Genomic DNA, 18,975 nt, shown 5'->3' with positions numbered 1-18,975 from the left:
TAGCTAAGAAAAATGCTAGTGCGATTGTACTTTTATCTCCTTCGCTAAGGCAGTATTTTGTATTAAGTGATGCATCAGGTTTAGAAGAAATCTCATGATTATCAAAGTATAGAGAGTAATCTACTTTAGCTACTACAGACCTTCCGGTGGGTGCTTGACGAGCTATTTTTTCGAGTGTATAAGGAGTTTTAAAGATTGATTTAAGGTACTCATTCACTGAAGTACCATACTGAACAATAAAGTCTTCTGCCTCTTTCTCTTGATCTACCATCAACTTTTTATAATCTTCCTCTAAATCAGTCAATTCCTTTTTCAAATTGAACAAATCTTGTAAACATTCAATAACGTCTGTATCATAACGACGCTTAATAAGTTTCAGTTTGAGCAAATTAGATTTGGCCTCTTGAGGAGACTTTAAAGACGCCTTAAATGATATGATCTTACTATTATACGTATCTACCTTGCTACTATAGATATCAATATCTCTATTAAATGTATTTAAATAATTAGTAAAATTATCTACACATTCTTTTGAAATAATATTAGCTGGTGAAGCAATTTTAGACTCTAGTGAAACTTTTATTGCGCTCACATAAGTAACACATAAATCACCATTGATATTAGGATAAATGATCTGTTCATTACTTTGTAAATAAGTTTCCCAGTATTTTAAATCTTCTTGAAATTTATCTTCTCTAACTTTTCGTTTTGTATACTCCAAGTCAATATTGATTTCATCAAATTCATGTAAAAAATTTTGCAGTTTTTTTACATGAATTTGATAATGAGAGTTGAATTTTTGCGTATATGCCGTTATTATATCTTGTTCATTACTTATAGGCTTTCTGCAAAAAGGACAATTTGTTTCCTTATGACTCTCCTTATGAGCTTCATGATAAAATACATATGAAAGTCCATTCTTTGCCCAGCTTTCAGCATTATCAATACCTGAATTTGTTAGCTCAGCAATATGCTCTTTAAACAATTCTTCTAAAGTAAGATTTTGAATCGAAGATAAAGAAACCTGTAATTCATCAACTAAACTATTAAAGTCTATATTTAAAGACCACTTTTCGTCCTTTAATAAATTACCTTTTTTAGTTATTTTTTCTCCTTCTAAAGATTGTGCTAAATCCTCAATAGCTTTGTTTATTTTATCGTCAATATGATCAAGTTCTGTCTCTTTTATTTTAGAAAACCATAATGAATTATAAGGAGTTTCGAATTGATGATTATCACAAAGTTCAATAATGGTGCTCTTTGCTCTTTCCTGATGTTGTCTCTTTTTAGATTTTTCGTCCTTATTTTTTATAATCAATTCACCTATCTTGACTCCCTCTGAGCCAAGTATAAACTTATATAGCCCTGTCTTGTGGTCGTTGTTAAAGTCAAATCCTGAGTATATATTTTCATCGATGAAGAAGCAATCGAAAATCTCTATACTGCTGAGTTGTGTATTCCAGCCTTTACGACCGAAAGCTGCTAGTTTCTTGACTGCATCGTGATCCCAGAACGTGAGTTCTACATTAGTTTCCTCTGTGCTGTTTGTCGATTTTCTACTGTGAATTAGATTACCGTCGCTGTTTGATAGCGATCTAAGTATGTTTGTTAAAGTAGTTTTTCCCCTGCCGTTCTCTGCATAGATAAGAGTTAAGTCTCTGAAAGTCAGATCACCTTTTTTATCGAATGCCCTAAACTTCCCTACTGATTTAATCTTGGTAAACTCGTGAATCATTGTGGTTAATGGAATAGAAACGTATTAAGCTGATTTAAGTAAATCAAATATACGCAAAGCACAATTTTACTAGGTGTTCGTACCGATGTATATTATCTCTCAAGGATAGGAAACTTTTACGCTAGTTGGGTACATATTGTTAGGGAAGTACAATATAAGTCACATTTATATAAACAAGCTAAGAATTGTACTTTTTTAAGATTAATCAATTAAATTACGTCATTTAATGTGAACATATCAATATCGATATTTGAGACTTTCCATAGATCATATTTAAAAAGTTTAATTGCTGTACGTTGCTTCGAAAAGAGAAAGCCTGTTGAATGATTCCGTTCAGCATTGATTGGACACGGGTTACCGCTTGTAAAAAACGCTCGAATGTGTAGCAATAAATGATCCATTACTTATAAATCAAACACCTTCAGGTCGCCCGGGTATGACTCCTGGCTATTGGAATTCTGATAAGCCATCCATTTCTACATCTAAGAATAATGGGTCGCTTTGCCGCTTTGTACGGAGAACAAATCCTTGATTGGATATTTGTAAGAGCTGGTGACTATTAGTTATAGCATAATAATGTAACATAATTATTCTGAGTATTATTTGTAATTTGGGGCTTCAACTATTCCTGATCCTCACTACAATGATTTATTCTAATTTACCTGATGATCCCACCTTTATAAACACATTTGGCATCTATCATCCTTGGCGCGACGGCCAAAATCCAAATTGGGATAGTTTCTGTGATAGAATTATGGACATCAAGAAACAAAGGCCAGCAGGGCCCGCCTATTTCGCCAACGAATTAAATCAGATATTTTCAAATAATGATTTCACCATTGTGACTGTTCCTTCTCACAACCCAGCAAATACAACATCTGGCATGAAAACTTTGGTCAAGATATTGTGTGATGGCACTAATCGTGTAGACGGAACGGAATGTTTGATTAGACACACTTTTGTGCCAAAAGCTGCAACTGGAGGTGCAAGAAGTATACCGATCCATTTAAATTCAATTCGGGTCGAGAATCTGAACTTGATTACTGGCAGAGAGGTTTTATTGCTAGATGACGTTACGACAACACATTCATCGCTGCTCGCCTGCCAGCAGCTTCTACAGCAGCATAACCCAAAGCTGGTTATTGCATACGCACTCGGACAAACAGCTCAAAACGAATAACTTATGAACCCAAGCGCAAGCATTATTCTGAAAGTGCTAACCTTGCCAGGCATAGGAAGAAAAACAGCGTTTAAGATTTTAACTAATCTTAAGCATAAAATAAGCACTGACGATGATTTAATTGACGCTCTAAGCGATCATCCGATAATTCTGCGAAATAACACCTCAAAGACTGGTTTTATAGCGGCTTTTGAGGCAGCTGAAAAAATTCTTGATCGGTCGGAAATGGGTGGCATTAAAGTAATTGGTTATTTCGATAAGGAATACCCAAAGCTATTAAGAGATGTTGAAGATGTCCCCCTGTTGATCCATGCCAAGGGTGACTATACAAGGCTAAATGAATTGCCATCGGTTGCGGTCATTGGCACCAGAGCGCCATCGGATCACGGCCAAAAAGTTGGTGTTCGACTTGGCGAAGTGTTTGGCGGAGCTGGCTTCAACGTTGTTAGCGGTTTGGCAATTGGTTGTGATACGGCTGGCCACACCGGTTGCTTGAACGCTGGTGGATATACTACAGCTGTTTTAGCGCATGGATTAGATACGATTTACCCAGCTGCGAACAAGCCTTTAGCTGCACGTATATTGGATAATGGTGGTGTATTGCTGTCTGAATACATGATTGGTCAAAAGGGTCAACCTAGCTTTTTCGTCGAGCGTGATCGCATCCAAGCCGGATTGTCTCAAGCTGTGATCGTCGTTGAAACCGATATTAAAGGCGGCACTATGCACACAGTTAAATTCGCTGGCAATGCGAAGAGAATTGTTGCAGCTTTCGATCATGATCCCAAATACTTGTATCACCCAAAAACACAGGGTAATCAGTATTTGATCAAGAATAAAACAGCTATTCCCCTATCAAATGGTGCCTGTATTGAGGATTTAAAAAACCAACTCATTGAGCAATCTGGATATGTGGTCGAAAAGCCGGTTTCGCCATTGATACAAGAGCCTAAAATTGAAACACCTGATCGAAAAATTGAGGTGAATGGAAATGTATTTACTGTTGTGAAAAATCCCGAAACAAAAGCGAAAAAGCCAACGAAACCCAGAGGCAAAAAAATAGAAGAAAAAGTCGATCAAGTACCTGTCGTAATTACGAACTCAAAAAAGTTGTCAACCGGAAGAAAGAAACCACAATTTACATCCGTGCAATCAACAACTAAAGAGAAATCATCTAAAGTGCATGGGGCTAAAAAAGGTCCATCCACACAGAAAGAAAAAAATAATCAGTTAGAAATGTTCTCCACCAACCCTTAACGAATGCCAAGCTTAATCCTAGACCTTGACCAAACCTTAATTGATACCAGTAGTGCACAAAACCATAGAAAGCCAGGCGGATGGCAAACTGCATATGGTCTAATACCCAGTTTTATTATCTATGACGGAATAGCTGAGATTTTCCAATACATTAAGGATAAGAAAATAAAAGTCTGTATTGTCACGACCAGTCCATCGATCTATTGCGGGAAGGTCCTCACACATTGGTCAATACCACATGACCACATGATCTGTTACCATGATGTGAAGCGGATAAAACCCGATCCAGAGGGATTTTTAAAAGCCATCCAACTGTTAGGAGACAATCCGGCAAATATTCTCTCATTGGGTGATCGAGCGATTGACATAAAGGCGTCGAAAGCCGCTAATGTTGAAACCATTGGTTGTTTATGGGGTTCAGCGGAAAGGCAGTTAGTGATCGATGCCAAACCAGAATATTTAGCTGAGACAGCACACGAAGCATTGGCTATTGTAAAATCAAAAATGTAAAGCCCCTTACTGGGGCCTTTTTATTATTCAGCAAGTTAAACAAATGCACTTGTAAGCGTTTTTTTCGATAATGCCGTTCTGATCGGTACTGATACACTTGCATCAAAATCATATGTAGAAGGCGATGCAGATTTGACTTATTCTTCAAATATTACAGGTTTATTCGGTTACGCTTTTGAGTAGATTTATTAATCAGACATTAGCCCTGCAAAAGACTGTTTTAATTTTTCGAATTAGTGCAATACGAAATCTATACTGATTAGATTGTATTAGTCGCAAGCTTTTAGAGTAGTCTTACACCGCTTCATAAAGCAAATGAACTTTGTTGCCATTGACTTTGAAACCGCCAACGATAAGCGAATGAGCGCTTGTTCGCTGGGTCTTGCCGTTGTTAGAAACGGTCAAATCACCGATACCAAGTATTGGATTATTCGCCCTGAACCATTTGAGGTGGGTCCTATCCAACAAGCTATTCACGGCTTTTCGCTCAAGGACCTAGCCGACAAACCTACCTTTAAAGAAATTTGGCCCGAAGTCAACCCCTACCTTCAAAATCAAATTGTTGTTGCTCACAATGCCAGTTTTGACTTAAGTGTATTAAAGCACATTCTCACACATTACGAAACAGGCCTTCCGGATCTACAGCTTCATTGCACCGTCCGGCTGGCCAAAGCGATTTGGAAAGAAGAACTCTTGTACAGTTTAAGCTGGCTGGCTCTCAAACATAACCTCATCCTAAAACATCACCATGCATTAGATGATGCCAAGGTATGTGCCCAGCTGTTGCTATTGATGCTGGCTCATGGCCAAGTAAATAGTGTTGAATCGCTCTGTGAACAACTGCAATTACCCCTAAGAACCTATGATCAATTTGGACGCCATGCCAAGGGTAATTGGCACAAAGTCAAAGCGTCATCACTCACGGCACAAACGACCGATATTGATCCTGAACATATCCTGTTCGAAAAGTATGTTGCTTTCACAGGAACACTAGAAAGCTATACCCGTCAGGCTGCTCAACAGTTAGTAACTAATATTGGCGGCATTCCTTTGGATGGCGTAACGGGCAAAACGAACTACCTGGTTATTGGCAATCAAGATTTCGAGAAGTTTGGGGCTGGCTTCAAATCCAGCAAACTTCAAAAAGCAGAAAAGATGATCAAAGCCGGGCAGGATCTAGAGATCATTAATGAACAGTATTTTATGTCTTTAATCAGGTAGAGATTTTGTCTGACAGACCCGCGTTCCTAATCAATCAGAAGTGGTAGTTTTTTTATCAAAAAAGAAATTCATTAACTAACACTCTAGTAAACAGGCATCGACTCTGGAAATTGTAAAACAGCGATTTCGGATTATGAGTCAGTTTTAATACATAAATTCAATTGATGGTCTTTAAAGTATCGCCAATCAAAAAAATTATATAAGATTCCACAGGGAAATAAAAGCATCCGCTTCTGACCGTATAAGAAGATTCAAGTTACTACGTCTTGAGTCTTTCCGGCACAACAAGCCTTTAGCTACATCTAGCACCCCAAATATTACATCATCTGGTAGATGGGGCGTCAACTCCTCCTCCATCAGGTTTACAATAGCACAGACTTTATCTTTGGTTAGCCGCTCATCTTTACGGAAGTGAAGTTTAATGACATGCGGCATTCGATCAATTAATAAATACAACTCAGGATTTAGTCTGACGGCCAATTCACGGTAATACCAGTTTTTACGAATTGGGTCTTGCCATTCTACTTGCTTCGTCCCCCAGAACTTTTTATATCCCTCAACCATCAGACTATACATTGCTGCCTTATTCTCGTTAGATGGCATTGATAACAGGTCTAGGCTCATCTTACTGTACCCACCTTGGTGAATATCTTGAATCCCCTTTCGTAAACCACGGTAAAAGTCACCCTGTGGTTCGTATTCCCCACGCGCTTTAATTTCTTTGACTTTAGTCAGACGTTTTCCTCCAGAACAAATAACGAAATCAACAAAATCGGTAAGAGAAACATTAATCAATGATGTGGTCGTTGGCTGCATGATAAATAGCTTATGTGACATAGCATGTTAAACAAGCAAAGTTATTGTGCAAGAGGAATTTACCAAATAATATTATGACTTAGCAAAAAGTATTATGTCACTAAGGTCTATTGCATAAACAGCCCGGAAAGGAAATTCTAAACTTCCTTTCCGGGCTGTTTATGGTAAATGCTGACTAGAATAAATTTTATTCTTAATCAAATAAGCCAAGTTGGGCTGGTTTGTCAGGAATCTTAGGAAGTGTAGGGTGAAACGTTCCAATAATAATAAAAGGGTTCTTTGAACGAAGATGGTGAGCTTTTGTGGTTCCTAAGAAAAAGTGAATGTCTTTTGTCATGGCCAAATCATCATAATATTTCTGCTTGACCTTTTGGCAAGCTTCAGCCTCATCTTCATATTTCCAGAATAATGCTCCGATCTCCCAATCTTCAATCATAAGTGTGCTTTCCCGGCCTTCATCATCTTCAAATACGTAGCTGAATTTATATGGTAATTTTCTCACATATTCTTTCCGAGACTTACGTTCAACAAACAGGTTAAGTTGCTGCATTTCCTCTAGCTTAGTCCGATCCCATTCCCTTCCTACAGCTTCTATTTTAAAATCTTTGACTCTGGTAGGCTTGAAGACAGCTAATGAGACGTACTTTTCTTTGTCTTTTGCGTCAGCAATTAGCTTACCTAAATTCGTATACACATTCTTTAAGGTGATTTCCTTCCTTTCGCGCCAGTTGTCTTTAGTATCTACATGTCCTACATTCGTTGCATTAACATCAATGTTGACAGGTCGGTAACTTTCTGGCCGAAAGTCAGAGGTATTTTTTATAAGGTCAATTTCTATCCAATCATACTTTTTGTATTGCTGGGAATAATCTAGACTCCGAAATTGAATAGGATAGATCCGTATCCAACTTCCATCTTCTAAGAATCCTGCTGTACAAACTAGCTCATCATACTTTGTTGAAATCGTGGGATAGGTTTTTACTGTGATTAGAACTTTGGTGAGGGCCATTTTCAAAATTTTAGATATGGATCAGCTCGTAATCCCAATCAGGTAACTTAGTAACAGCATTGGCAATGCGACCACGGTGACACTGGAGATACGAAGCTTCGAAGCAAGTTAATGCAACTCTTTCTCTTTTTTGTAATATATTTAGTATTTGCCCCAAATGTTCACCTTGGTGTATTAATTGATTTTTTTCATAGTCTTCGAACAGTAGGTTGTAGTCCTTCTGTGTTTCCAGATTTTGCCTTTTCTCACTAGCTATACCCAGTTGTGGAATATGAACATAAGTAATGCCGACAGCATCGCATATATATTTTAGCTCCGACTTAGAAAAGCCAACCTTCTGGCTTAATGGATTTCGTCTTACATCACATAAAACTTTTATATTATTAGTAATCAGCTTGTTAAAGTAAGTTTCTATAGATATTCCCTCATAGCCAATAGTGAATAAGCGAGTGCCAGATTTATTAGGAATGTATCTCTTTACTCGCTCAAGTTCGACTGAGCTGAGTACCGTTTCTGCAATCTCACTCCTAATTGCGTAATAAGGCTCTTGGATGTATGTAGCTTTTATCAGATCACTTGTGTTATATGAAGCATACTTCCTATACAAAAACTTAAGGTGATCTTGGTCATCCTTTTTTAAAAGAGGAGCATAAGCGTCCTTTTTAATGAGACTCCACTTTTTATCGTGCTCTTTTATGTATCCGTATGTCTTTAAAGCCCGCAAGTCAAAGCCTGCTTGGAAAGAGTAGCATCCATAGAGATGAGGTAAAAAGTCAAATGATGGCTTTGCTTGGTAGCGTGTATATATTAACAGGAGTTTTTGTAAATCAATTTTACCTAACTCACCACCGAATGCTTCAAAAATTGACAGCAGAACTTTTCTTCTATAATACATCATATAAAAAGTTCGATTGTTGAGAAATAGAGACAACTCAAACTCATCACAAAATTACAAACACAAATTCCCGATAAAGGTATAATATAATTAAAATATACATTTTATACTAGTTACAATCAACTAATAAATAAATTGCTGACAATCAATATTTTAGCTTTATAGTGACAATGGATAATTCTTTAATAGAGATAGAGCGAGTGTAATATGCGAAGATTTTCGTCGGTTTTGTTACTATACAAACCAACATTTGTCTGGTGACAAAGCGTGTTTGCAAAAGTAATCAACAGATTAGCTTGTTACGTATATTGCTGGCTATGAACCATTACTATACGGCTCTTTTCCAATACGTTGGTCAGATCTTAGACTTGCCACCAGCCGATAAAAGGCTGATCCAACAATTGTTCGAGCCCGTTTTTGTGCCTAAAAATACCATTCTTGAGGCTGCTGGTCAGGTCCCTCACTATCATAACTTCATTGTTTCTGGCTATATGAGAAATTACTACCTTGACCAAAACAACCAGGAGGTAACAACTGACCTGAATGATGGGCCCCGCTTCTTTACGTCCTATTTTCACTTCATGAACCAGACGATCTCTAATGAGAATTTACAATGCTTGACCGACTGTGAACTATTGCGCACCAGCCGCCGCAATGTAGAGATTGGGGGGCAAACCAGTACTACCCAGAAGGATTACACGATCCAAATTCTGCAACAACACCTTCAGCAGGACAAAAGACGAATTGATCAGCTCAGTAATCTTACCGCTGAAGAGCGCTATCAGAACTTTATTCAAGAAAAGCCAACCCTCCTTCAGCATGTGCCTTTACGGCATATTGCCTCCTATTTAGGGATTACCCAGCGGCATCTGAGTCGGCTCCGCCACCAGTTCGGATCCTGACACTTATATTGCTATTGGACCGCTGATCCCAATTGGACATTTGTCTAGCCTAGCCCGTCGAAAGCTCCATTAAGTTTGGCTCAAACTTAATCAACGCCAAGTATGACAAGGGCTATTCAACCACTTCAGCCAATAAAGTCCACCTTTTCCCACCGAATGCTGAGAATTGCCGCGAGCTGCTGGCTGATCGTGGCGAGCGTTGGTCAGTGGCTCTTTGGTTTTTACATTCTGCTGTTCTATGGCAAAACAACACTCACCAGTGACTTTGAGCGCTGGAATCGGGTCCTACCCCACGGCTATGTGGCCGGTGACTGGGTGGGGAACCTGATTGTGGGCATTCATGTGTTATTGGCCTCCATCCTGGTCATTGGTGGCCCGATCCAGCTTTTACCCTGGGTGCGCCATCAGGCCCCTGTTTTTCATCGCCGTTTAGGGCAACTGTACCTCGTTACGGCGATTGTCGTCAGTATAGCAGGCTTGGTGATGGTCTGGACTCGGGGAAGCGTTGGGGATACGATCCAGCACTACAGCATTAGCCTTCAGGCGGTTTATATTATGGGGTTTGCCTACCAATCCATCCGTTACGCCAAGGCCCGGCAATTCAATCAACATCGAATCTGGGCGTTGCGGCTGTTCATGGTGACTAATGGGGGTTGGTTTTTTCGAGTAGGTCTGATGAGTTGGCTGGTCATCAACGGGGGACCCGTCGGTTTTGATCCACAGAGCTTCACGGGACCTTTTCTGACTTTTTTGGCTGTATTCACCTATGCGATACCACTTTCTGTGGTCCTGCTCGAATTATACTTATACGCCTGCCAAACGTTAAACAAGACACTCAATTACCTTGTATCGGCGACCATTTTTCTGGTTACTCTGCTGACGACTATCGGTATTTTTGGGGCCACCTTAGGGTTATGGTTTCCGCAAATCAAGTAACTTATGCCGATTGGTATTCCTACACCGAGTCAATGACGGAGTAGTTTTCTATATTACTGCCACGAATCACGAACGAGCGTTCATGATTCGTGGCAGTTACAATTGAAGACAAAAACCACTGTCTGGGGAACAAACGATTCGTTAGAGAGTTCTAAAAGCTCAATCTAAAACAAGCCTCGTATGCCCGATACAGAACAAACCAAGTCGATCGATCAGGATTCGACTACTCAAGAAACCAAGACAACCGTAACCCAAACGAATGACACTCCGGACGGGGAGGAGAAAACCACCAAGACGGTTACCACGGAAGAAAAACCAACCGAGTGAGGCGTCCATTGGGTGGCTAAAAATTGATCAGCATGCTGCTCTTGCGAAAGGCCTAATGATTTCAGTTAGGCCTTTCTGCTTTCAAAAAGGAAGATTTTTCCTAAAAATAGATGGTCGCTTTTTGGGAGCTCAGTAACCGATCCGATGTTATCGAGTAATAGATAGAGAGGCAGCCTAATCTAGTTGGTCAACTTAGATCCTGCTTCTGCTATCGGGAGATAGCCTGATAGTATCCAAATGGAATTGGTCCTCCCCAAAGCGCGCTTGGCGGCCCAAGCATAGACGGGTTTGGCCATGCTTGAGTATCGTTACAAATGACAAACGTTCGTTCAAGGCCATCTAACAGAAGCTCCTACCGGAATTCATTATAGCTTGATCCAAGTCGACGCTGATTAAAGAACAGCTTATTATTTTGAGCTTACAAACGCTGAGCCAGCCATCCATTGGCTTTTACTAATTCAGATTTATGCCGAATGTCACGCCTAACCAGGGTTTATGTTGGTAGATCCACAGATTCCGGTTCCGGTCCGCTAGTTGTTCAAGACCCAGTGCCAAGCCGGCCGAGAAGTTGCCTATACTTAGGGTCGTGGCCACCCCGTAATTGAGACCCAACCCATAGTACTCGTCTTGTAGTCGGCCTAAGGTACTGAAGGGGTCCACTTTAGCCGGACCCACGCAGAAAAAACCGCCCAGTCCCAGGCTGAAGGTCGATATCTCAGAGCGATGGTTGCGGCGAAAATAGACGGTGCGATACCGCCCTAAATCGTAGCGTCCCCCGATGTGAATACCCACGTTTAGTTTATCCTCTAATTGACCGGGTTGATCGGCCGTTTTAAAGCGGTACTTGAAGGGCAGAGTGAATAGATCCACGTCGAGCCCTGTCGTTTGATACCGAAACCAAGGGCTTTTCTCTTCAATTTTCTTCAGGGTCGGGTTATAATGCAAAAAGAAAATGGCCAGTGAATCGGACTGATCAAGCGAGGTGGGATCCGCGTCGGTGGGTCGTAGTGTCTCGGCGAGAAACTCTACGTAAAGGGTGTCATGCTTTTGGTAGAGGGCCGCTTTCGCCGGATGCAGGAGCGTTTTGGTTTTGACCCCTCCTTTTTTCGCATAGGCATAGAGTTGCTGATGGCGGGGAATCTGAAAGACTTGATTGAGCTGGGTCGTATCATCTCGCTGGCGCAGACTAGCGCAAGAGGTGGTCAACAGCCAGACAGCCAGTAAGTAGCGCATCTTGTTCATACACATGGGGATGGGGGTAGCCGTTTAACCACTTGTTGGGGCTATTCGCTTAGTTTTCTCTAAAGCCGATTGGCTCGTAGACGCTTTTGACGATTCAACAAGAGCCAGGACTAAAGGGGTGGGGAGAGGGGGTGGCTGAGCTCGGAGGGCAAGCGCTCTAAATCCAGGCGCTTAATTGGGCTCAACACCAGGGGTACCGCCTCCGTCACGACGTTGCTCGTGTCTAAGCCGTACGATTCCTTGGTCGATAGGGCAATCCGCTTCAACAACAAATAGCCCCGCATGATTACCTGTTGATAGGTGCTCAACTCATTGTCATACGATAAGAAGCGTTTGAAAAGCACAAACCGGAAATCACCCGCAATCCGGTGAACATTCAAGGAGCGATACGGGGTGTCAATCGTCACTTCTTTATCGGCCACCATGTCCAGAACCACTTGCCGGAACAGAAAATTCAGGCGTGGCTCCACCCGGAAGCCTAAGTAAAACGTAACAAAATACACATCTTCGGCCGCTAGCGTATCTACCTTGTAGCGCATACCATAGGGCTCATCCTGTACACACAGATGAATGAACCAATAAATGTCGGCTCGCTTGGGCGCCCGGTTCAGAATCGAGAACAGGGTTTCGGCTTCAATCTGATGATAGTCATCAGCTGAAGTCAGGTAGACCAGGTGCGTGGCAAACTTAGGTTGACTCAAGTCATTGCTCAGGGTTTTGAGCACGGGTAGGTTACCCGGAAGGGAATCATAATGAATAAACTCATGCGTAATTGTTTCGCCTTGATACCAGAACACCATCATGCCCATCAGCAATAGTCCCAGGGTAATCGAAATCCAGCCTCCTTCTTCGACCTTGACCATATTGGCGATTAGGAAGGTGGTCTCCACGATCAGAAACAAGGCGGTTACCAGCGTGGTCAGCAGGGCATTGGTTTGTTTCATACGTAAATAGGCGTTGATCAGCACGGTGGACATGAGCATCGTCAGGGTGACGGCTAGCCCATAGGCGGCCTCCATGTTTTTGGATTCCTTAAAATGCAACACGATCAGAATGCAGCCGATCATCAACCCCCAGTTGACGAAGGGCACGTAGAGCTGTCCCCGCTCGTCGGAGGGATAGGCCACGCGCTGACGGGGCCAGAAATTGAGCCGCATAGCTTCGCCCACTAGGGTAAAGGCCCCACTGATAAGGGCTTGAGAAGCAATGATGGTGGCCAGGGTAGCCAGGATAATACTGAATATCGTCAGTGGAGCGGGCACGATGCTGTAAAACGGACTGGTCTCCCCCACCTGTTTACCTAGGTGATTCATCAGATAAGCGGTCTGCCCCGCGTAGGAGAGCAGCAGGGTTAGTTTGACATAGACCCAGCTCACCCGGATATTACCTCGGCCACAGTGGCCCATGTCTGAGTAGAGGGCTTCGGCCCCGGTGGTACATAGGAACACGCCGCCCAAAAGCCAGAATCCACCGGGATACTGCGTCAGGAGCCGAAATGCGTAGAGGGGATTGAAGGCCAAAAGCACAGAGGGGTGGGCCAGCAGGGCTAAAAAACCGATGCCGCCAATAAAGGTAAACCAGATAAGCATGACTGGTCCGAAGAGTCGTCCCAGGAATTGGGTACCGAACTGTTGGATGACAAATAGACCAATCAAAATACCAATGACAATGGGCTCGGTTGCCAGGGTAGGATCGAAGATCAGCAGGCCTTCAATAGCCGAGGAAACCGAGATAGGGGGCGTAATGAGGCCATCGGCCAGCAGAAAGGCTCCGCCTACAATGGCGGGAATGATCAGCCATCGGCCCGAGAATCGGTGGACCAGGGCGTAGAGGGAAAAGATGCCTCCTTCGCCTTTGTTATCGGCCTGGAGAGTGATCAGGACGTATTTGATGGTGGTCTGAATGGTCAGGGTCCAGATGATGCAAGAAAGTGTACCCAGGACGAGTGTTTCGGTGAGTTGGTGCCCGCGTGTTACGGCCGCCAGGACGTATAAGGGAGACGTGCCAATATCGCCGAAGACAATGCCAATGGCAATTAATAGGCCCTGGGGGCTCACTTTATTGATTGAAAGGGAAGACATAGTATCAGGCGAAGTGAGCAACAAACGAAGTAGGAAATCTGTGGACTATAACCTGAGCCAGTGGGCATTGTTTGGGCGGGCAACTAATCTATAGTATGCCCTTGAAACAAGTTACAGAAAGTGCTTTCTAAGGAGCTTCTGGAAGATAGACTGATCAATGAGAATTGCCCTAAACTAACTACCTTAACAAGTTCATGTGGTCTTTACAGATCTAGTATGAACATCCTAGATTTGTAAAACCACCCCACAATACTACCTTGCGCCATGCAAACCTTTGTCGCTTACTACCGAGTCTCGACCAAAAAGCAAGGACAGTCAGGTCTGGGCCTCGACGCCCAACGCCGTAGCGTACTCAGCTTCGTCAAAAATCAACCCCTGCTGGTGGCCGAATTCTGTGACATCGAATCAGGCAAAAACGATCAGCGACCTGAATTGTTGAAAGCGGTTCAGTACGCTAAAGAGCACAACGCTCGCTTGGTCATTGCCAAGCTCGATCGGCTCAGCCGGAATATGACCTTTGTCTCTTCCCTGATGGATTCCAAGGTCAGCTTCGTGTGTGCTGATATGCCCGATGCCAATGAATTCACCATTCACATCTTCGCGGCTCTAGCCCAACAGGAACGCAAGATGATCGGTGAGCGAACCAAGAAAGCCTTGGATGAAAAACTGCTTCGGGTGGGTCAATGGCGAAAAGGAGTCAACTCATTTCTCAAACCGGAGGTATCGGCCAAAGCCGCTGAATCGAATCGAGCACGCGCGGCCAACAATGAACATAATCGAAAGGCTTCGGAGTTGATTCGTGCCTTGCTGGAAGCAAACCTGAGCTATGTCGAGATGGCCAGACGGTTAAACCGAGCTGGCTTTAAGACCGCACGAGGGGGTAGTTTCCAGGCCACTCAGGTGAGGCGATTAGCCCAAAAACAAACGCTGAGCTGACTTAGTCGGGCCACTTTTCCAACCCTGAGGCAATGCGCAAAGCCCGCTGTACATCCTCCCAATAATAGCCGCTGTCATAACCTGTTGATAAGCGATCACAAATGGTTAAAAAATCGTTGGCGGCTTCAACCTGCTGTTGCTCAAGCGAGGGTTGATTGGGTTGCGGGGGTAGTTGATCCGATACATCTTCCATAATGGCAACGTTTACTGTAAAGGGCCATGAAAAAGCCCCATTGGTTGAACCAGTGGGGCTGAAGAAGCATGACAGACTAAAAACGTCGTTAGGCCTATTTTATTGTGCGTGCTGAAACAGGAAGAACACTATTTAGCACTTTTTTCGAACGATTTATCAAGAGGATATGGGCAGGCCTTTTATAAACGGATGTTTGTAAAAGGCCATAAGGCTTTATCAAACTGCGAACGTCTATCGAAGGACGTTCAATAAATGTAAAATCCGCCTACGGCATTATTTAAACGACCGTTTGTAAAACGCCATAGCCTCACATTCACTATCTAATGAGTGTCGCACAAACTCATACTTATCGTGAAAATTAGACGTTGATTCTTGAGATGACAATTTGAGAACGCGCCTGGCTAGAATTGGCGCAATCAGCGGAAGTTGGCGGCCGTGGCTTGAAATGGGCATTTGGAGAGACTATAGTCAATGGAACAGCTACCTACGTATCTGCGTTATTCCGGCGTAAATTACCCGAGCCGATATGTTCGAGACCCAAGGATTGCTTAGTGAGATCAAGCACCATGACCGCTTACCCATCACGATCAATCAAAACTGCGTCATACCACTTCCTGATACGATCTGGCCAAAGCTGCTACAACCCCACCAACTTGCCTACTACTATCTGGTCTTTGTCGATCAAGGGCAGGAAACATTCCAGCTAGATGGCCACGAACTGACTATTACTGATAGTCAAGCAATCTTCGGCAGGCCCAACCAAATTTTCGCCCATCTAGCTCCCAAAAAAAGCACTCAGCAGTATAAGATTGGCTTTGATGATCGGACCTTAGCGCTACTTCCTCAAACGTATCCATTCCTAATCAATCCCTTAAATACAAGCACCATTCGCTTCGATCCCGAGCCTAAAGTGCGGGTAAAGGCGTTGCTGTCGATGTTGTTTAGGCTCCTCCATTCGCCGGGTGAGTCAAGAAAAGTTGACATTATTTTAGCGCATCTAAATGGGTTGTTAACCGAATTAAACAGCGCTTATTTTGAGTCTCATCAACAGGTAACCGCCGTTAACCCCAGGTTGAGCAAGTATGTAGCCTTTACCTTGGCGGTCGAAGCGCATCTCACTGAGCAGCATGATGTGCACAGCATTGCCCGGCAACTGGCCATGACCCCGAGCAATCTGTATGAAGTAGTCAAAGCGGTTTCCGGGGTTTCGCCCAAAGAATGGATCACGAACCGGCTGATCCAGGAAGCTCAACGCAAACTCCGTTACTCAGCCTCTTCGGTCAAGGAACTGGCCTATCAACTGGGCTTCAACGATCCGGCTTATTTTTCCCGACTCTTCAAGAAAAAGACGGGCAAAAACGTCAGTGAGTTTTTAGCTGAAGAGCCTGGTTTGTCCAACAACTGAGGTGATTTGTCCAAGTGAGTAGGTTGGGAACAAGCGACTTTTGTGCGGTACTAGAACCAACTGCATAAGATGAAATCAGCCTTAGTCACCGGCGCCAACAAGGGCATCGGTTTTGAAGTCGCCAAGCAACTGGCTCAACAGGGTTTCTTTGTTTATCTGGGTAGCCGTAGCCTGGCCAACGGTTTATCCGCCGTCGAACAGCTTCATGGGGAAGGAGTCCGCACCGTTGAAGCTGTTCAATTGGATGTCACCGATAATGAATCGGTTCAGGCCGCCCGGGCCTTAATCGGCGAAAAAACGCCATTTCTGGATGTGCTGATCAATAACGCCGGTATCTCAGGGGGCTTGCCCCAATCGGCCTTGGACACGCCCGTTGATCGGTTTAAAGCGGTCTACGAGACTAATCTGTACGGGGTGGTGCGCGTTACTCAAGCCTTCATTGACTTGCTCAAGGTGTCCTCAGAACCCCGCATCGTCAACGTGACCACGGCGATGGCCTCGCTAAGCCTGGCGGCTGACGCTAGGGGCAGCAGTTATCACAACAAATTGGCGGTTTACCAGTCCAGTAAAGCCGCTCTGAACATGTATACGATCAATCTGGCTTACGAACTGCGTGACACCGCTTTTAAAGTGAACGCCGTTTGCCCCGGGTGGACGCAGACCGATTTTACGGGTCATCAAGGCACCAGTACGGCTCAGCAAGCTGGCCAACGAATCACTAAATATGCGTTGATCAAGCAAGATGGTCCTAGCGGCCACTATTTCAGTGAGGAGTACTTTCCCGCGCCGGCTACTTGTCCTTGGTAAGATCAAGCATAGGGGCGTCTATTGCCTGATGGCACCACTTTCTTCAGACCCTCATTTTGGCCACCCGGCACGAATGGGGGTTTTTCGTTTGTGACATCCTAACTAACGGTTTGCCTTGTCGCACGAAAACGCTCTGATGTGAGACAACTCAATCTTCATATATCTGCTTCATAAAATGGGGGGTATTGATGACCTCATCAAAATGTCCGATTTATCCAATTTGCAAGGATGTCCAAAGCCCAACTTTGTGCCTTCATTTACTGCCAAATCACATGAAACTCAATCATATCAACATCGTCGTAAAGGATATTCCTGCGGCAATCAACTTGTTTGAAAAGCAATTAGGGTTTAACTGCATCCAGAATCGAAAAGATGCTATTGCAGTCTTAACCAATACCGATGAATTTGCTTTGGTGCTTTGGTCCTCAAAGCTTAACAAGGAGCCTACCGTGCACTATCCTGAAAATTTTCATATTGGCTTTTATCAGCCCGATAAAGAAACGGTTATGGCTATTTATGAGAGGCTAAAGACCGAAAATGTCATTTTTGAAAGCGAGCCCAAAACTATACGAAAGACGTTTGGTTTTTATTTCCATTTCGACAGTTTACTCATCGAAATTAGTGTCATGCCTGCCTCATTTGAGTAGTCAACCCAATTAGTCCTCGATGTACTGGCCTACTTGAACAAATCGAACAGCTCGCTGCTGGTAGAGTTGTTTGGGCGTACTACCCGTATGCTTTTTGGTTTGTCGGATAAAATGGGACTGATCATAGTAATACGCCTGGGGATAAAACTCACCCTGACCGATTTGCGATAAGGACGAAAAAAACTGGAGTTGTTCTAAATATCTCTTTAATGGTAAGCCAACCGTAGCCCTGAAATACCGATTGATTTGACGAGTGGACCAACCGGTTTCAAGCGCTAAGACATGGACCGAAACGGCTCCTTTAGAATTATATACAAACTCTGAAAGCTTCCGTTTTCTTGGGTCTATGATTGACACCTTGAGCTGTTGCTCTAGCAGCTCACTCATTAAGTCGACAAACCTATCCAACGGCGTTTCAGCCTGCAACTCTACCCCCCCCAAATTCGTCGGCGGTTTTTGAATGGAATTGGTTGGTAAAGTAGTTTTTAGCAAGTATTCAACCGCCAAGAGTTTAAAGCGAACTCCGAATAAGACACCCCCCTTTGGGATGGTGATGTCAAGACTATGAGTGGATAGACCAAAGAGGTCCATTTGGTTAGGTGGCTCGGGCTGAAGTGAGATAATTAGTTCGATACCCGCATCGGGCAGTATTGTGTAATGGCAATCTGAGTCCGTGTTGTTGTTGGTCTTCCAAAAAGTAAAGACGAAATCGTTCAGGGGTTGACCGGGTAGTTGATCGGAATAATTGATGGTCATCGATGATGGTCATGAGGATTCAGGCGGATAGGCATAAAGAACGGAGTTAACACGACAAATATCAACGGTCGTTCCTAGTTTTTAATCTTCGTTTGGCCTCGTTTCTATAAACCCTCCCCA

At 43.4% G+C, this 18,975-nt stretch carries 19 protein-coding genes; 11 read left to right on the top strand and 8 right to left on the bottom strand.

All coding sequences use genetic code 11. The annotated features are described in order from the left end of the window. On the bottom strand, positions 1-1,735 hold a 1,735-nt coding region (locus tag GK091_RS28860), incomplete at its 3' end, for an AAA family ATPase (RefSeq protein WP_164044224.1). A gap of 643 nt (positions 1,736-2,378) precedes the next feature. Here GK091_RS28860 and GK091_RS28855 point away from each other — a divergent pair. From GK091_RS28855 to GK091_RS28840, 4 genes are all read left to right on the top strand, one after another. Beyond that, the gene (locus GK091_RS28855; protein ID WP_164044223.1) at positions 2,379-2,915 is read left to right on the top strand and encodes a phosphoribosyltransferase family protein; all 537 of its coding nucleotides are present in this window, start codon (positions 2,379-2,381) and stop codon (positions 2,913-2,915) included. Between the two features lie 3 nt (positions 2,916-2,918). Continuing rightward, complete coding sequence (locus GK091_RS28850; protein ID WP_164044222.1) at positions 2,919-4,172, top strand: DNA-processing protein DprA; 1,254 nt, start codon at positions 2,919-2,921, stop codon at positions 4,170-4,172. 3 nt (positions 4,173-4,175) lie between these two features. After that, positions 4,176-4,682 (top strand): HAD family hydrolase, encoded by a 507-nt coding sequence (locus GK091_RS28845; RefSeq protein ID WP_164044221.1) that lies wholly within the window; start codon positions 4,176-4,178, stop codon positions 4,680-4,682. Between the two features lie 315 nt (positions 4,683-4,997). Further along, positions 4,998-5,903 (top strand): exonuclease domain-containing protein, encoded by a 906-nt coding sequence (locus GK091_RS28840; RefSeq protein WP_164044220.1) that lies wholly within the window; start codon positions 4,998-5,000, stop codon positions 5,901-5,903. Positions 5,904-6,098: 195 nt separating this feature from the next. Here the strand turns inward: GK091_RS28840 and GK091_RS28835 are convergent, their stop codons facing one another. The 3 genes from GK091_RS28835 to GK091_RS28825 form a co-directional block, all read right to left on the bottom strand. Beyond that, the gene (locus GK091_RS28835) at positions 6,099-6,719 is read right to left on the bottom strand and encodes a hypothetical protein (protein ID WP_164044219.1); all 621 of its coding nucleotides are present in this window, start codon (positions 6,717-6,719) and stop codon (positions 6,099-6,101) included. 193 nt (positions 6,720-6,912) lie between these two features. After that, on the bottom strand, positions 6,913-7,728 hold the full coding sequence (locus GK091_RS28830) for a hypothetical protein (protein WP_164044218.1): 816 nt from the start codon (positions 7,726-7,728) through the stop codon (positions 6,913-6,915). Between the two features lie 10 nt (positions 7,729-7,738). Next, complete coding sequence (locus GK091_RS28825; RefSeq protein WP_164044217.1) at positions 7,739-8,626, bottom strand: DUF488 domain-containing protein; 888 nt, start codon at positions 8,624-8,626, stop codon at positions 7,739-7,741. A gap of 314 nt (positions 8,627-8,940) precedes the next feature. Here GK091_RS28825 and GK091_RS28820 point away from each other — a divergent pair, with 314 nt between their 5' ends. The 3 genes from GK091_RS28820 to GK091_RS28810 all read left to right on the top strand — a co-directional run bounded on the left by GK091_RS28820 (position 8,941) and on the right by GK091_RS28810 (position 10,788). Continuing rightward, complete coding sequence (locus GK091_RS28820) at positions 8,941-9,525, top strand: Crp/Fnr family transcriptional regulator (RefSeq protein WP_164044216.1); 585 nt, start codon at positions 8,941-8,943, stop codon at positions 9,523-9,525. Positions 9,526-9,681: 156 nt separating this feature from the next. After that, the gene (locus tag GK091_RS28815; RefSeq protein WP_246202468.1) at positions 9,682-10,461 is read left to right on the top strand and encodes a DUF2306 domain-containing protein; all 780 of its coding nucleotides are present in this window, start codon (positions 9,682-9,684) and stop codon (positions 10,459-10,461) included. A 180-nt stretch (positions 10,462-10,641) separates the two neighbouring features. Further along, a complete protein-coding gene (locus GK091_RS28810) occupies positions 10,642-10,788 on the top strand; it encodes a hypothetical protein (RefSeq protein ID WP_164044214.1) in 147 nt (48 codons plus the stop codon). Positions 10,789-11,241: 453 nt separating this feature from the next. On the opposite strand, the gene GK091_RS28805 is transcribed toward GK091_RS28810, so the two are convergent. Next, positions 11,242-12,030 (bottom strand): hypothetical protein, encoded by a 789-nt coding sequence (locus tag GK091_RS28805; protein WP_164044213.1) that lies wholly within the window; start codon positions 12,028-12,030, stop codon positions 11,242-11,244. 110 nt (positions 12,031-12,140) lie between these two features. Further along, entirely contained in the window at positions 12,141-14,111 is a 1,971-nt protein-coding gene (locus GK091_RS28800) for a KUP/HAK/KT family potassium transporter (RefSeq protein ID WP_164044212.1), read from the bottom strand. A 264-nt stretch (positions 14,112-14,375) separates the two neighbouring features. On the opposite strand from GK091_RS28800, the gene GK091_RS28795 reads away from it, so the two are divergent. Continuing rightward, positions 14,376-15,047: a recombinase family protein gene (locus GK091_RS28795; RefSeq protein ID WP_164044211.1), complete on the top strand. Its 672-nt coding sequence runs from the start codon at positions 14,376-14,378 to the stop codon at positions 15,045-15,047. A 1-nt stretch (position 15,048) separates the two neighbouring features. Here GK091_RS28795 and GK091_RS28790 read toward each other — a convergent pair whose 3' ends face one another. Next, positions 15,049-15,240 (bottom strand): hypothetical protein, encoded by a 192-nt coding sequence (locus GK091_RS28790; RefSeq protein ID WP_164044210.1) that lies wholly within the window; start codon positions 15,238-15,240, stop codon positions 15,049-15,051. Between the two features lie 526 nt (positions 15,241-15,766). Here GK091_RS28790 and GK091_RS28785 point away from each other — a divergent pair. The 3 genes from GK091_RS28785 to GK091_RS28775 all read left to right on the top strand — a co-directional run bounded on the left by GK091_RS28785 (position 15,767) and on the right by GK091_RS28775 (position 18,099). Beyond that, complete coding sequence (locus GK091_RS28785; RefSeq protein ID WP_164044209.1) at positions 15,767-16,645, top strand: AraC family transcriptional regulator; 879 nt, start codon at positions 15,767-15,769, stop codon at positions 16,643-16,645. 69 nt (positions 16,646-16,714) lie between these two features. Beyond that, on the top strand, positions 16,715-17,452 hold the full coding sequence (locus GK091_RS28780; RefSeq protein ID WP_164044208.1) for an SDR family oxidoreductase: 738 nt from the start codon (positions 16,715-16,717) through the stop codon (positions 17,450-17,452). A 272-nt stretch (positions 17,453-17,724) separates the two neighbouring features. Further along, complete coding sequence (locus GK091_RS28775; RefSeq protein ID WP_164044207.1) at positions 17,725-18,099, top strand: VOC family protein; 375 nt, start codon at positions 17,725-17,727, stop codon at positions 18,097-18,099. Between the two features lie 9 nt (positions 18,100-18,108). Here the strand turns inward: GK091_RS28775 and GK091_RS28770 are convergent, their stop codons facing one another. Continuing rightward, positions 18,109-18,855, bottom strand: coding sequence for a helix-turn-helix domain-containing protein (locus GK091_RS28770; RefSeq protein ID WP_164044206.1), 747 nt, complete (start codon positions 18,853-18,855; stop codon positions 18,109-18,111). Between the last annotated feature and the right edge of the window lie 120 nt (positions 18,856-18,975).

Origin of the sequence: Spirosoma agri (genome assembly GCF_010747415.1) — a bacterium.
Classification (GTDB): domain Bacteria; phylum Bacteroidota; class Bacteroidia; order Cytophagales; family Spirosomataceae; genus Spirosoma; species Spirosoma agri.
Note: the sequence above shows the minus strand (reverse complement) of the source record. Positions and strands in the feature narration are given on the sequence as shown.